Here is a 14,848-nt window from a genome sequence, read left to right on the forward strand (position 1 = left end):
TTTCTAGTCTGCTAATCCGTCTCTTAGAAAGAGTCAGTTGGAGGTTAACAGTACGTAGTTCTATTGTGATTGATAATACAGCGTACTGAAAAGTTAGGCAAGATTTTGTTTCATAAAAAAAGAGGGCCGAAGCCCTCTTTTATATTTTATGCGAATCGGTTCATTTTTATAGAACGTGAACAGATGCCGTGTTTGTAGTACCAGAAGCTACTAGAGCACCAGAAACCATAACTACGATGTCGCCTTTGTTACCTAGGCCAGATTGTAGAGCGATTTCTTTACCGTTGATGTAGAACGCGTCTGTGTTCTCGATAGAGTCAACAAGAACTGGCTTAACACCTTTAGTAAGAACTAGCTGTGCAGCTGTCTTTTCGTTAGTTGTTAGAGCTAGGATGTTTGCAGTTGGGAAGTACTTACGTACTGAACGTGCAGATTTACCGCCTTCAGTTGCAACAACGATTAGAGGAGCAGCTAGCTTCTCTGCTGTGTCTACAGCGCCTTTACATACTGCTTCAGTGATGCGTAGACGTGGGCTGTCTAGACGAGAACCTAGCTCAGCTTTAAGAGCTGAATCAGTACGGTTCGCGATTTGAGCCATGATAGTAACAGCTTCAACTGGGTACTTACCTTTAGCAGTTTCACCAGAAAGCATTACTGCATCAGTACCATCCATGATTGCGTTCGCAACGTCACCCGCTTCAGCACGAGTTGGACGTGGGTTGCTGATCATAGAGTCAAGCATTTGAGTTGCAGTGATAACCATCTTACGTGCACGGTTACACTTCTCGATCATCATCTTCTGAGCGAAGATTACTTCTTCAGCTGGGATTTCAACACCTAGGTCACCACGAGCAACCATGATGCCGTCAGAAGCTTCAAGGATTGAATCGAAGTTATCTACACCTTCTTGGTTTTCAATCTTAGAAATGATGTGGATGTTCTCGCCGCCGTTAGCGTTTAGAAGCTCACGGATTTCTTTAACGTCTTCTTCTTTACGGATGAAAGAAGCAGCAACGAAATCTACGCCTTGCTCACAACCAAACTTAAGGTCAGCTTTGTCTTTCTCAGAAAGAGCAGGAAGTTGAACAGAAACGCCAGGAAGGTTAACACCTTTGTTTTCGCCTAGAGCACCGTTGTTAAGAACTTTACACTTAACTTCAGTTTCTGTTGTTGCGATAACTTCCATTTCGATTAGGCCGTCATCAACAAGGATAGTGTTACCTGCTGTTAGGTCTTTAGCGAAACCTAGGTAAGTTACTGCTACTACGTCTTTGTTACCAACAACTGTTGCGTCAGTTGTGAAAGTGAACTCTTGACCAGCTACTAGATCTACGTCGTTACCATCTTCAAGTTTGATAGTACGGATTTCTGGACCTTTAGTATCTAGAAGGATAGCAAGTTGCTCGCCTTTGTTTTCCATTACTTTACGGAAGTTCGCGATACGAGTGCCGTGCTCTGCGAAATCACCGTGAGAGAAGTTAAGACGCATAACGTTCATGCCAGCATCTACTAGTTCAGTTAGCTTCTCTACAGATTCAGTTTTAGGGCCAATCGTACATACGATTTTGGTCTTTTTCATGGAAGGTACTCTCCGGTAAGTATTGTTACAATTTGAAATTTATTTAAGTTCTGAAGATTGGTCCGCTACATCAACATTTTGTGCCTGTTGTGTAAAAGCGCGGGACTTCCAATATGTCCTTCAGAGTTGTAAGTCTTTCATCAATTTTAGTCATTTTATGACTAAAAGATTTTGATTCAATATCGGTTTTCTGTGACTTACCCCACTATATAGGGGGTAAGTTGCAAAAAAATAACAGTCAGTTTTGTAATTTTTTTTCTTTTCGGGTGCGGATTCTACCACCTAATGAGTTCAATATCACTGCTTAACAATTGTCTTAGGACAAGGTTTTATCGCTATTTATTAATTTTTTGGATCAAAATAAATGGACTAAATAGTTTCGTTGTAACTATAATATGTTTCATATCGAAACTTAATGGCCTTTTTTAAATGTCGAAACGAAACACTCAGCTCAGAAGACATGCAATTTCTAACCTAGTGAATGAAAAAGGGGAGGTTAGTGTTGATGAATTATCCGCTAAGTTCGAAACCTCAGAAGTCACTATTAGAAAGGACTTGGCGTCTTTAGAGAAAAACGGTCAGCTTTTACGCCGTTATGGTGGTGCGATTTCGTTACCGAAAGAGGTTGTCAACGAAGAACTGGGTCAACAAGTTTCGACTCGAAAGATTTCATTGGCAAAAGCCGCTGCAGATTTAATTCGCGACCATAACCGCATCGTGATCGATAGTGGCAGTACGACCGGTGCTCTAATTCAGCAGCTTAATGCTAAGCGTGGCTTGGTTGTTATGACCAACTCATTGCACGTTGCTAATGCGCTTAATGAGCTTGAAAGCGAGCCGACGTTATTAATGACTGGCGGCACTTGGGATACCCATTCGGACTCTTTCCAAGGCAAAGTTGCAGAGTCGGTACTTCGTGCTTACGATTTTGACCAACTATTTATTGGGGCTGATGGTATCGACCTCGATAGAGGCACAACCACGTTTAACGAACTGGTTGGCCTGAGCAAAGTAATGGCTGAAGTGTCACGAGAAGTGATCGTGATGGTTGAGTCGGAAAAGGTGGGACGAAAGATCCCGAACTTAGAGCTGGCATGGGAACACATTGACATCTTAATTACCGATACAGACTTAGGCGAAGAATCCAAAGCAAGTATCGAATCACATGATGTTCGAGTGATCCTGACCGATCCAGCGTAAAAACAAATTTAAGTATTATGCATTTACCTTCCTATAATTGATCTTAATGAAGATTTGGCCTTTGCTTGCTGCCAATAGGAATAAAACAAAATTGATGGAGTGAAACTATGTGTGGAATTGTTGGTGCAGTAGCACAGCGTGATGTAGCTGAAATTTTAGTAGAAGGCCTTCGTCGTCTAGAATACCGTGGCTACGATTCAGCTGGTGTCGCTGTAGTCGATACTGAATCTAACCTAACTCGTGTACGCCGCCTAGGTAAAGTACAAGAGCTAGCTGACGCAGTAGAAGAGCAACAAGTGATTGGTGGTACAGGTATCGCTCATACACGTTGGGCGACACACGGTGAGCCGTCTGAAGCGAACGCACACCCACACATGTCTGGTGATATTGCCGTTGTACACAATGGCATTATCGAAAACCACGAAGCACTGCGCGCTATGCTGCAAGAGCGTGGTTACGTATTTACTTCACAAACGGATACAGAAGTTATTGCTCACTTAGTTGAGTGGGAACTTCGCACTTCAGCTTCTTTGGTTGAAGCGCTACAGAAAACAGCAAAACAATTAGACGGTGCGTACGGCACGGTTGCGGTTGATCGTAAAGATCCTAGCCGTATCGTTGTAGCTCGTTCTGGTAGCCCGATCGTTATCGGTTTTGGTGTCGGCGAGAACTTCCTTGCTTCTGATCAACTGGCGCTACTGAGCGTAACTCGTCGCTTCATGTACCTAGAAGAAGGTGATGTTGCTGAGGTAACTCGTCGTGATGTTACGGTATTTGATGTAGCGGGTGAGCGTGTTGAGCGTGAAATCGTTGAGTCAAACGCTGAACACGACGCAGGTGACAAAGGTCAATACCGCCACTTCATGCAGAAAGAGATCTTCGAGCAGCCAACAGCGCTGATCAATACAATGGAAGGCCGTATCTCTGACACTTCGGTTATCACTAACGCGATCGGCGTTAAAGCTGAAGAGATCCTAAGCAAGGTTGAACACGTGCAGATCATCGCATGTGGTACGTCTTACAACTCAGGCATGGCAGCGCGTTACTGGTTTGAATCTCTAGCTGGCGTAAGCTGTGACGTAGAGATTGCTTCTGAATTCCGTTACCGTGATTTCGTTGTTCGTCCGAACAGCCTATTGGTGACTCTGTCTCAATCTGGTGAAACGGCGGATACGCTTGCTGCACTTCGTCTTGCAAAAGAGAAGGGTTATATGTCTGCAATGACTATCTGTAACGTTGCGGGTTCTTCACTGGTTCGTGAATCTGATTTTGCCTTCATGACTCGCGCAGGAACAGAGATCGGTGTTGCTTCTACTAAAGCTTTCACAACTCAACTAGCAGCGATGCTGATGATGGTAACGTCAATTGGTCGTCTACAAGGTCGTATCAATGAAGAAAAAGAAGCGGAAATCGTTCAAGCACTTCACCAACTGCCTGCTGATATCGAGAAAGCATTAGCGTTCGATAAAGAAATTGAAGCACTGGCACCTGATTTTGCTGATAAGCATCACACACTGTTCTTGGGTCGTGGTGAGTTCTACCCAATCGCGATGGAAGCGTCTCTTAAACTGAAAGAGATCTCTTACATCCACGCAGAAGCATACGCAGCTGGTGAGCTTAAGCACGGTCCTTTGGCTCTTATCGATGCAGATATGCCTGTAGTCGTTATTGCACCAAGCAACGACTTGCTAGAGAAGCTGAAATCGAACGTTGAAGAAGTGCGTGCTCGTGGCGGTCTACTTTACGTATTCGCTGATGAAGATGCGGGCTTTGAAAGCGATGAGAACATGAAGATCATCAAGATGCCTCACGTAAGTGAAGTAACAGCGCCTATCTACTACACAGTACCGATGCAGCTGCTGTCTTACCATGTCGCACTAATAAAAGGTACCGACGTTGACCAACCTCGTAACCTAGCGAAAGCGGTAACAGTTGAGTAATCGACAGCTTACCTAAGATATAGATAATAAGAAGCCCATCCTGTGATGGGCTTTTTTATGTCTGTTAGTTAACGATCAGTGTTAGAGCTAGCTGTAGCGTCATTAAGCGCTCAGTGCTTGCTCTAGGTCAGCCAAGATATCGTCAATGTGCTCGATACCTACTGATAGGCGAATCATCTCCGGTGATACACCGGCTTGTTTCTGTTCAGCTTCGCTTAGTTGACGGTGTGTCGTCGAAGCTGGGTGACAAGCGAGAGATTTCGCATCGCCAATGTTAACTAAGCGCTTGAAGATTTGCAGTGCATCATAGAAGCGAACACCGGCTTCATAACCGTCTTTTAAACCAAAAGATAGAATGGCCGATGGCTTACCTTGCATGTACTTTTCAGCGAGTGGATAGAATTCTGAATCAGGCAGGCCAGCGTAACTTACCCAACTGACTTTCTCGTGTTGCTTGAGGTATTCCGCTACTTTCAAGGCATTCTCTGTGTGTCGCTCCATGCGTAGCGACAACGTCTCCAAACCTTGCATCAACATGAAAGCATTCATTGGTGACAGTGCTGCACCTGTATTACGTAGGGGAACCGTTCTAGCACGACCAATAAACGCAGCCTCACCAAAGGCCTCGGTATAAACCACGCCATGATAAGAAGGCTCTGGCTGATTAAACACAGGGAAGCGGTCCTTGTGCTGTGCCCATGGGAATTTACCTGAGTCGACAATCACGCCACCTAACGTTGTACCGTGACCACCCACGTATTTAGTTAGTGAGTGCACCACGATGTCAGCACCAAAATCGATAGGTTTACACAGTACAGGCGTCGCCACCGTGTTATCAACAATCACAGGTACACCTTGTGCGTGAGCAAGTTCAGCAACACGCTCTAAGTCGATAATATTACCTGCTGGGTTACCGATACTTTCGCAGTAAACCGCCTTGGTTTTTTCGTCAATCAGTGCCGCTAAGCTTTCTGGTTTATCGTCTTTAGCAAAACGAACTTCGATCCCTTGGTTTGGCAGCATATGAGCAAATAGGGTGTAAGTACCACCGTAAAGCTGAGGTGTTGAAACAATGTTGTCACCGATTTGCGCCAACGTCTGAATCGCATAGTTGATCGCAGCACTGCCCGCACTTACCACTAAGCCTGCGATACCTCCTTCTAAGGCGGCCATGCGTTTTTCTAACACATCATTGGTTGGGTTCATTATGCGAGTGTAGATATTGCCTGGCACCGCAAGGTTGAAGAGGTCGGCGCCGTGTTGTGCGTCATCGAATTCGTACGCGACGGTTTGGTAGATTGGAGTGGCAACCGATTTGGTTGTTGGATCAGTGTCGTAACCGAAGTGAATCGAGAGTGTTTCGTCTTTCATGAGTCTTCCCTGAACTATTGAGCGATTTATGTACTCTCATATTGCCGATTTTTTTATAAAAGAAAAGTATGTTTAGTCACAGAGAGGCAATTGGAATTGTGTGCGGGATGATTCGTTATTGGTTAGGAAATGCAGGGCGTAAGTTGTACAGATTTAGAAAAGCAAAAAGCCAGAGCAGCATGAACTGTTCTGGCTTTTCTAATTTGGTGGCCCCTCCCAGATTTGAACTGGGGACCGAACGATTATGAGTCGTGCGCTCTAACCACTGAGCTAAGGGGCCGTAGGGCATAGATTATAGGGGAAGCATTCAGTGGTGTCTAGACACTATAAGGGGCAATTCCGCTTACATCTTAGCCACTTAAATCACACGGATAAAAAAAAGGTGAGCCAACGCTCACCTTTTCTTATTTATGCTTAAAAGCTAACCGCACTAAAGTGTGTGATTACTCGTCTAGGAAGCTACGCAGAGTTTCTGAGCGGCTTGGGTGACGAAGTTTACGCAGTGCTTTTGCTTCGATCTGACGGATACGTTCACGAGTTACGTCGAACTGCTTGCCCACTTCTTCAAGAGTGTGGTCAGTGTTCATGTCGATACCGAAACGCATACGCAGTACTTTAGCTTCACGAGGCGTTAGGCCAGCAAGAACGTCTTTAGTTGCACCGCGTAGGCTGGTTGCCGTTGCAGAGTCTAAAGGTAGTTCTAGCGTTGTATCTTCGATGAAATCACCTAGGTGCGAATCTTCGTCGTCACCGATTGGTGTCTCCATTGAGATCGGCTCTTTAGCGATTTTCAGTACTTTACGGATCTTGTCTTCAGGCATTTGCATGCGTTCAGCTAGCTCTTCCGGAAGTGGTTCACGACCCATCTCTTGTAGCATTTGACGAGAGATACGGTTTAGTTTGTTGATCGTTTCGATCATGTGAACCGGAATACGGATAGTACGAGCTTGGTCGGCAATCGAACGAGTGATTGCTTGACGGATCCACCAAGTAGCGTAAGTAGAGAACTTATAACCACGACGGTATTCAAACTTATCTACCGCTTTCATCAGACCGATGTTACCTTCTTGGATTAGATCCAGGAATTGTAGACCACGGTTTGTGTACTTCTTAGCAATCGAGATTACTAGACGTAAGTTCGCTTCAACCATCTCTTTCTTCGCACGACGAGCTTTCGCTTCACCGATAGACATACGACGGCTGATATCTTTGATGCTTTGAACAGTAAGAGACGTTTCACGTTCGATCATATCCAGTTTTTGGATAGAGCGACGGATGTCGTGCTCGTTACGTTTGATCTTTTCTGCGTATGGCTTGTCTGAAGCAAGAACTTCATCCAACCATGCTTCGCTAGATTCGTTACCAGTAAATAGAGCAATGAAAGATTTCTTCGGCATTTTGCCGTACTCAACCGTTTGACGCATGATTAGGCGTTCTTGAGTACGTACGCGATCCATAGAGTTACGCAGTTCGTTTACTAGGTAATCAAACTGTTTTGGTGTTAGACGGAACTCTTTGAATACGTCTTGCATCATTGTCGTTGCAAGCGTTGCTTTCGGGCTTTCATGGCCGTACTCGTTGATCGCTAGCTGACGGTTCTGGTAGCTAGTACGAAGCGCTGTGAACTTCTCAAGAGCAAGCTCAGGATCGATACCTGTATCTTCTTCTTCCTCTTCCTCGTCGTCTTCTGCGTCTTCTTTGTCTTCGTCTTCCAGATCAGTTTCAGCAAGTTCTGAACCGATGTGAGTCGCCGTTGGCGCAGCTGTACCATCGTCGTCTGGGTCAACAAAGCCATTGATTAGGTCTGTTAAGCGAATCTCTTCTGCTTGTACGCGGTCAAACTGTTCCAAGATGTATGGAATAGTGCCTGGGTACTCAGCAACCGATAGTTGAACTGTATTGATACCATCTTCAATACGTTTCGCAATGTCGATTTCGCCTTCACGAGTCAGTAGTTCAACCGTACCCATTTCACGCATGTACATACGAACTGGGTCAGTAGTACGGCCAATCTCGCTTTCTACGCTTGAAAGCGCAGCAGCTGCAGCTTCGGCTGCATCTTCATCTATATTGGCATCGTCATCATTAAGTGCTAGATCATCAGCATCAGGTGCAGTTTCAACTACCTTGATACCCATGTCGTTGATCATTTGAATGATGTCTTCTACCTGTTCAGAATCCACGATTTCTGCAGGTAGGTGGTCGTTTACTTCGGCGTAGGTCAGATAGCCTTGTTCCTTGCCTTTAATAACAAGTAATTTAAGCTGTGACTGCGGATTTTGATCCATAGATGATATCCAACTTCAGGTCTGGTGAAGGACGTTGCATTCTCAAATGCAAACCAATTATGTTAACAAATTTATTAAATGCTGACTAATCAAACAGGGTTACGCTTTTAGATCTAGCATTAAAGCTAGTAGCTCCCTTTTTTCTTCGGCTGATAAACCGACGCTTCTTGCTTTGGCCTGCAGGTTTTCAATTTGTTTTTCAACGCACTGGGCAAGTATGTTGTCCAATGAGTCTAAAAATATGTCTTCTTGATTGTCTTCGTCGAGGGGGATTTCCCAGCTCGCGAGACGAGACAGAAGAGCCTCATGTTTATTGTGTCGCCAATGCTCTAATAATTGGCCTGTGTTGATATGGGGATGCGCGTGGCATTTATCAAGTACTTCGACGAATAAACTTAGCCCAGGCAATTGTAAGCCTTTGACACTTGATAAATCCGGTACCATATCAGCATAGCTCGGATTTTGGATAAGCAAAGCGATAACTTCACGCATTGGAGTTCGCTTGAGCTCTTTGTGCGGCTGAGGTGTCGGGTTTTGTGTATGAACACGAGCACGTCTCAGTTGGTTATCAAATCCAGTTCGCTCATCCAGTAATTTTTCGAGCAGTTCTTGGAAATAGCTGTCAGGAATTTTATTAATCAAGGCGCTTGCGTGCGCACGCAGTGCCGATTTTCCTTCGGTTGTTCCCAAGTTCAGTTTGTGTATTTCTATCAGGTTGTCGAACAAATAGGTCGACAGCGGGGTCGCATTTTGGACCAGTTGCTCAAAAGCGGCCTTACCGTGTTCTCTTATATAGCTATCTGGGTCTTCACCATCGGGCAAGAACAGAAACTTGAGTGTATTACCTGTTTTCAGGTACTCAAGTGCATTTTCTAGAGCGCGCCATGCTGCCTCTTTACCTGCTCGGTCACCATCGTAACAACAAACCACAGTGCTGGTTTGACGGAACAACATTTGAACATGGTCGCCGGTTGTCGAGGTGCCCAGTGATGCTACTGAGTAATCGACACCATATTGCGCGAGTGCCACGACATCCATGTAACCTTCAACCACAAGTATTTGCGGCGGTTCACGGTAGGCTTGCAGCACTTCATAAAGGCCGTAAAGCTCTTTACCTTTATGGAAGATAGGCGTTTCTGGTGAGTTGAGGTATTTTGGTGTGCCGTCTTCTAATACACGACCACCAAAACCAATCACACGGCCACGACGATCACGAATTGGGAACATTACGCGTCCACGGAATCGGTCGTATCGGTTACCTTTATCGTTCTCAATTAGCATGCCGCCAGTCACGAGCATGTCTTGGGCTTCTTTCTGTTGGCCAAAGTTCTTACGAACTAAGTCCCACTCATCGGCCACATAACCAATACCAAACTTCTGGACGATCTCGCCCGAAAGGCCACGATTCTTTAGGTAATCAATCGCAGGTTTGTTGGCTGATATTTTCAGTTGAGAGCGGTAAAAATTACTGATGCCGCCCATCAAATCGTAGAGGTTACGTTTTTGTTCGCTGTTGGCTCTTGGTGCTGTTGATATCTCGCCGCTACGTTGCTCTCTAGGAACATCGAGGCCTAAGAAAGAGGCAAGCTCTTCAATCGCTTCAACAAAATCGAGACGTTCGAACTCCATAATGAAGTCGATAGCATTACCGTGTACGCCACAACCAAAGCAGTGATAAAACTGTTTTTCTTGGCTTACGCTAAAAGAAGGGGTCTTTTCGTTGTGGAATGGGCAACAAGCACCATAGTTTTTGCCTTTTTTCTTAAGTTTCACGCGTGCGTCCACTATATCGACAATGTCGAGACGCGCTAGGAGATCATCGATGAAACTACGCGGGATGTGTCCTGCCATAAAACCTTAGAAAAATGCACTAACTGAGAGTGTGGATAATAATAGTTTGAATAGGTTACAGATACAAACAAGCCGTGCGTTCCGAAGGATTGCACGGCTTGTTGCAATTTGATTTGGGATTAAGCGAGTTTAGAACGAACTAAACCACTAACTTTCCCCATATCTGCACGCCCTTGAATTTGTGGTTTCAAGATAGCCATTACTTTACCCATGTCTTGCATGCCCGCAGGTTGAGCTTCGGCGATTGCGCTATCAAGTAGTGCAATAACTTCTTCATCAGTTAGCGGTTGAGGCATAAAGCCTTCAAGTACCGTAATTTCTGCTTTTTCCACGTCAGCAAGATCTTGACGATTTGCTGATTCATATTGAGCAACAGAATCGCGACGTTGCTTAACCATTTTAACTAATACAGCAAGAATGTCGTCGTCGTTCAGAGTGATCCGTTCGTCAACTTCACGTTGCTTAATTGCTGAAAGAGCTAAGCGGATAGTGCCAAGGCGCGGTTTGTCCTTGGCTTTCATCGCTAATTTTTGCTCTTCTTTGAGTTGTTCAATAAGAGCCATAACTCAGTCCTTATGGATTAAGTTATTAGTACAGGCGAACGCGACGTGCGTTTTCGCGAGCTAGCTTCTTAGCGTGACGCTTTTGAGCTGCTGCTTTAGCGCGTTTGCGAACTGTAGTTGGCTTTTCGTAGTGCTCGCGACGGCGAACTTCAGAAAGGATACCTGCTTTTTCACAAGAGCGCTTGAAACGACGTAGTGCAACGTCGAACGGTTCGTTTTCACGTACTTTAACTATTGGCATATGCCTTTCACCTCAGGGGTTATTCATTATCGCTGGCTACTCAGTACCAAATCAGAGAAGTTACCCATCGAGCTAACTCTCTATTCGCGTTTGGCCATTAACCAGCTTGATCAAAAATGGTGCGGAATTTTAATCCGATCACAGTGGCTTTGTAAAGCACTTTGTCGATTATAGTCTGTACAATATTTGTTTGAAGAGCTTAGGCAGGGTAATATTGCGCTAATTTCCCATTTTAGACGAAAGCGTGCCGAGAAAATTATGCGCATTATTGGTATTGAAACCTCTTGTGATGAAACAGGAATCGCGATTTATGATGATGAGCAAGGGCTGCTTTCTCATCAATTATATAGCCAAGTAAAGCTGCACGCCGATTACGGTGGTGTGGTACCTGAGCTAGCTTCACGTGACCACGTGAAAAAAACAATTCCTCTTATTAAAGCGGCATTAGCTGAAGCGAACCTAACGTCGAAAGACATTGATGGTGTGGCTTACACGGCTGGCCCTGGTTTAGTGGGTGCACTGCTGGTTGGTGCAACGATTGGTCGCAGTATTGCTTATGCGTGGGGAGTGCCTGCAGTGCCTGTTCACCATATGGAAGGTCACCTTCTTGCGCCAATGCTAGAAGATAACCCACCACCATTCCCATTTGTGGCTCTGCTGGTTTCTGGCGGCCATACCATGATGGTAGAAGTGAAAGGTATTGGTGAATACCGAATCCTTGGTGAATCGATTGATGATGCAGCGGGTGAAGCGTTTGATAAAACCGCGAAACTGATGGGCTTAGATTACCCTGGTGGTCCACTGTTATCTCGTTTGGCGGAAAAAGGCACTCCGGGTCGTTTTAAGTTCCCGCGTCCAATGACCGATCGTCCGGGTCTAGATATGAGCTTTTCTGGTTTGAAGACGTTCGCAGCGAATACCATTCGCGATAACGATAATGATGACCAAACTCGCGCTGATATCGCTTATGCATTCCAAGAAGCTGTTTGTGCAACCTTAGTAATCAAGTGTAAGCGAGCCTTGGTTGAAACGGGCATGAAACGTATAGTGATTGCTGGCGGTGTAAGTGCCAACAAACAACTGCGTGTTGAGCTTGAAGCTCTTGCTAAGAAAGTCGGTGGTGAGGTGTACTACCCACGCACAGAATTCTGTACAGATAATGGTGCGATGATCGCTTATGCGGGTATGCAGCGCTTGAAGAATGGCGAAACGGCTGATTTGTCTGTTCATGCCACTCCGCGTTGGCCTATTGACCAGCTAGAGCCAATTGCGTAATTGAATATAGTGTTTCGATAAACGGTCGCCTTGTGCGGCCGTTTTTATATCCTAGCTTACCGACTGTATGTCGATAAATAATTGCTGATAGAGATTAGGGAAGAAAATGAACAAGTTCACAGTAGACAATCAATCGATGGCGTACCTAGATGAAGGTCAAGGCCCTGTTGTTGTACTCGGCCACAGCTACCTTTGGGATAGTGCAATGTGGAAGCCGCAGATCGAAGCGTTAAAAACTCAGTATCGCTGTATTGTTCCAGAGCTTTGGTCTCATGGTGAATCTCAAGCAGCACCCACTTCGATGCGTAACTTGAAAGATTACGCTCAGCACGTTTTGGCTCTGCTTGATCATTTAGAGATCGAAGAATTCTCAGTGGTTGGCTTATCGGTTGGCGGTATGTGGGGGACTGAGTTAGCGGAACTTGCACCTGCACGTATTAAGTCTTTGGTTCTAATGGATACTTTTGTGGGTTTAGAACCAGAAGTTGCTCACGCAAAGTACTTCAGCATGTTAGATACCATCACTCAAACCAAGACGGTTCCTCAGCCAATTGTTGAAGCGGTTGTTCCACTGTTCTTCGCTAATGATACGCAAACCAACACGCCAGCTTTAGTTGAAGGTTTTACTCAGCAGTTATCAGCTCTTGAGGGCGACAACGCTGAAGAAGTGGCACGAATTGGTCGAATGGTGTTTGGACGTCGCGATATGATTGAATCGGTAGAGAACTTTGCTCTGCCTGTTTTGATTGCTGTAGGACAAGAAGATAAACCACGTCCGGTACTTGAGTCATACCTAATGCACGATTGCATTACGGGCAGTGAATTAGTGGTGATTCCTGGCGCAGGTCATATTAGCTCGTTAGAGCAACCAGAGTTTGTGAACACAATGCTGAAGACGTTTTTAGATAAACATCTGCTATAAGCTTTAAATACTGAATATTATGGTTCGGCTTAGACGTGACAGTTTAAGCCGATTTTTTTTGTCCGAGTTTTGGTTCGCTGCCATCGAGTAGGCGGCGGATATTCTGATGGTGACGCAACACGATCAAACAACACAACATGGCTACAGGCAGTGTGTATTGAGGTTTGACTAACCAAGCGTAGAAAGGGGCAAGTAGCACAGTAACCAGTGCAGCTAAAGAAGAGTAACGAAACAAAAACGCGACCACTAACCAAGTCGCCATGATCATTCCGGTTAGATCGAACCCTATTGGGGCGATAGCGCCGAGTGCGGTTGCCACGCCTTTACCACCTTTGAAGTGGAAGAAGATCGGATACATATGGCCAAGACACGCCGCAATTGCCACAACCCCAAGAATGATTGGGTCGATCTTGAGGTAGTAGCCAAGCCAGACAGGGATAGTGCCTTTCAGCATGTCACACAAAAGGACGGCAGCTGCTGCGCCTTTACCGCCAACACGCAGGACATTGGTTGCTCCTGGGTTGTTAGAACCTACTGTTCGAGGATCTGGGAGCCTCAAAACTCGGCATATCAAGACCGCACTAGAGATTGAACCTAGTAAGTAGGCAGCAATGATCATGATAAGTGCCAATGGGGTCATGTCTGTCCTTTAACGGTTATACGCCTAACGATGGGAAAATAATGCTCAATCCAAGAGTAATTGATATCATATCTCGAATTACGCAAATAATACGTTTTTTTCCCCTATATGGGTATCCGACCTCTAAAAGGACAAGTCATGGCACTGGATAAAGTTTTCATTGAACAGCTAGAAGTAATTACAACGATCGGTGTTTACGATTGGGAACAAGAGATCAAACAGAAACTGGTGCTTGATATTGAAATGGCTCATGACAACCGCCCAGCAGGCAAGAGTGATGATGTGGTTGATGCTTTGGATTATTCGAAAGTGAGCACTGCAGTACTTGAGCACATTGCAAATGGCCGTTTTCTACTCGTAGAACGTGTTGCTGAAGAAGTCGCAGAGCTTATTATGACTCAGTTCTCTGTGCCGTGGATTAAAATCCGATTGGCTAAACCTGGCGCAGTGCCACAAGCAAAAGCCGTTGGTGTGATCATCGAACGAGGTCAAGCATGACAGTAGCCTATGTTGGTGTTGGCACGAACATAGACCGCGACAAGCATGCAAGGGTGGCATGGACAGAGCTTCAATCGTTAGGGACTAACCTTAAATGCTCTAAAATCTATCACTGTGAGCCCGTGGGTTTTAATAGCCATCCGTTTTATAACTTTGTGATAGAGCTCGACACGTCACTCTCATTGACTGAATTTTCACAGCAGCTGCGTAAAATTGAGTTTAAATGGGGTCGCTCTCAAGATGCGCACAAACTACAAGATCGAAAACTCGATCTTGATATTGTGCTGTTTGGAGAGGAGGTTTCTGAGTGTGAACCAGAATTACCACGCAGTGATATCTACAAATATCCTTTTGTAACACAGCCGCTTTATGATCTTTGTCCTGCGCGAGTGATCCCGCAAGACGGAAGAACCGTCAGTGAAATATGGCAGAAGATGCAGCAATTAGACTCGCTCTCTGTCGTAGATATAAAACTATAAT

At 45.2% G+C, this 14,848-nt stretch carries 13 protein-coding genes and 1 tRNA gene; 6 read left to right on the forward strand and 8 right to left on the reverse strand.

Features of this window, described 5'->3' with window-relative positions; genetic code table 11:
• Positions 1–166 precede the first annotated feature (166 nt).
• On the reverse strand, positions 167–1,579 hold the full coding sequence (gene pykF, locus AB6E54_RS06295; RefSeq protein WP_017061403.1) for a pyruvate kinase PykF: 1,413 nt from the start codon (positions 1,577–1,579) through the stop codon (positions 167–169).
• 429 nt (positions 1,580–2,008) lie between these two features.
• On the opposite strand from pykF, the gene AB6E54_RS06300 reads away from it, so the two are divergent.
• Together AB6E54_RS06300 and glmS are read left to right on the forward strand one after the other, a co-directional pair.
• Entirely contained in the window at positions 2,009–2,779 is a 771-nt protein-coding gene (locus AB6E54_RS06300; RefSeq protein WP_017061404.1) for a DeoR/GlpR family DNA-binding transcription regulator, read from the forward strand.
• Positions 2,780–2,886: 107 nt separating this feature from the next.
• Positions 2,887–4,719: a glutamine--fructose-6-phosphate transaminase (isomerizing) gene (gene glmS / locus AB6E54_RS06305; RefSeq protein ID WP_017061405.1), complete on the forward strand. Its 1,833-nt coding sequence runs from the start codon at positions 2,887–2,889 to the stop codon at positions 4,717–4,719.
• 102 nt (positions 4,720–4,821) lie between these two features.
• Here the strand turns inward: glmS and AB6E54_RS06310 are convergent, their stop codons facing one another.
• From AB6E54_RS06310 to rpsU, 6 genes are all read right to left on the reverse strand, one after another.
• Entirely contained in the window at positions 4,822–6,090 is a 1,269-nt protein-coding gene (locus AB6E54_RS06310; protein ID WP_017061406.1) for an O-acetylhomoserine aminocarboxypropyltransferase/cysteine synthase family protein, read from the reverse strand.
• Between the two features lie 204 nt (positions 6,091–6,294).
• Positions 6,295–6,370: transfer RNA gene (locus AB6E54_RS06315), tRNA-Ile, on the reverse strand.
• 163 nt (positions 6,371–6,533) lie between these two features.
• Positions 6,534–8,378 carry an RNA polymerase sigma factor RpoD gene (rpoD, locus tag AB6E54_RS06320; RefSeq protein ID WP_017061407.1) on the reverse strand — a complete coding sequence of 615 codons (1,845 nt, stop codon included), beginning with the start codon at positions 8,376–8,378 and terminating at the stop codon, positions 6,534–6,536.
• Positions 8,379–8,477: 99 nt separating this feature from the next.
• Entirely contained in the window at positions 8,478–10,229 is a 1,752-nt protein-coding gene (dnaG, locus tag AB6E54_RS06325; RefSeq protein ID WP_017062923.1) for a DNA primase, read from the reverse strand.
• A gap of 119 nt (positions 10,230–10,348) precedes the next feature.
• Positions 10,349–10,792, reverse strand: a complete 444-nt coding sequence (locus AB6E54_RS06330; RefSeq protein ID WP_017069475.1) for a GatB/YqeY domain-containing protein — start codon at positions 10,790–10,792, stop codon at positions 10,349–10,351.
• A 25-nt stretch (positions 10,793–10,817) separates the two neighbouring features.
• The gene (rpsU, locus tag AB6E54_RS06335; protein WP_004396009.1) at positions 10,818–11,033 is read right to left on the reverse strand and encodes a 30S ribosomal protein S21; all 216 of its coding nucleotides are present in this window, start codon (positions 11,031–11,033) and stop codon (positions 10,818–10,820) included.
• Positions 11,034–11,291: 258 nt separating this feature from the next.
• Here rpsU and tsaD point away from each other — a divergent pair, with 258 nt between their 5' ends.
• Together tsaD and AB6E54_RS06345 are read left to right on the forward strand one after the other, a co-directional pair.
• Positions 11,292–12,308 (forward strand): tRNA (adenosine(37)-N6)-threonylcarbamoyltransferase complex transferase subunit TsaD, encoded by a 1,017-nt coding sequence (gene tsaD / locus AB6E54_RS06340; RefSeq protein WP_017061410.1) that lies wholly within the window; start codon positions 11,292–11,294, stop codon positions 12,306–12,308.
• 106 nt (positions 12,309–12,414) lie between these two features.
• Positions 12,415–13,230: an alpha/beta fold hydrolase gene (locus tag AB6E54_RS06345; RefSeq protein WP_017061411.1), complete on the forward strand. Its 816-nt coding sequence runs from the start codon at positions 12,415–12,417 to the stop codon at positions 13,228–13,230.
• A 43-nt stretch (positions 13,231–13,273) separates the two neighbouring features.
• Here the strand turns inward: AB6E54_RS06345 and plsY are convergent, their stop codons facing one another.
• On the reverse strand, positions 13,274–13,870 hold the full coding sequence (gene plsY / locus AB6E54_RS06350) for a glycerol-3-phosphate 1-O-acyltransferase PlsY (RefSeq protein WP_009847793.1): 597 nt from the start codon (positions 13,868–13,870) through the stop codon (positions 13,274–13,276).
• 138 nt (positions 13,871–14,008) lie between these two features.
• Between plsY and folB the strand changes: the two genes are divergently transcribed.
• Together folB and folK are read left to right on the forward strand one after the other, a co-directional pair.
• Positions 14,009–14,368: a dihydroneopterin aldolase gene (folB, locus tag AB6E54_RS06355; protein WP_017061412.1), complete on the forward strand. Its 360-nt coding sequence runs from the start codon at positions 14,009–14,011 to the stop codon at positions 14,366–14,368.
• On the forward strand, positions 14,365–14,847 hold the full coding sequence (gene folK, locus AB6E54_RS06360; RefSeq protein WP_017062921.1) for a 2-amino-4-hydroxy-6-hydroxymethyldihydropteridine diphosphokinase: 483 nt from the start codon (positions 14,365–14,367) through the stop codon (positions 14,845–14,847). Before folB ends, folK begins: the two co-directional genes overlap by 4 nt.
• Position 14,848: the final 1 nt, after the last annotated feature.

The sequence above is a fragment of the Vibrio sp. 10N.247.311.49 genome, assembly GCF_041467655.1.
Classification (GTDB): domain Bacteria; phylum Pseudomonadota; class Gammaproteobacteria; order Enterobacterales; family Vibrionaceae; genus Vibrio; species Vibrio crassostreae_C.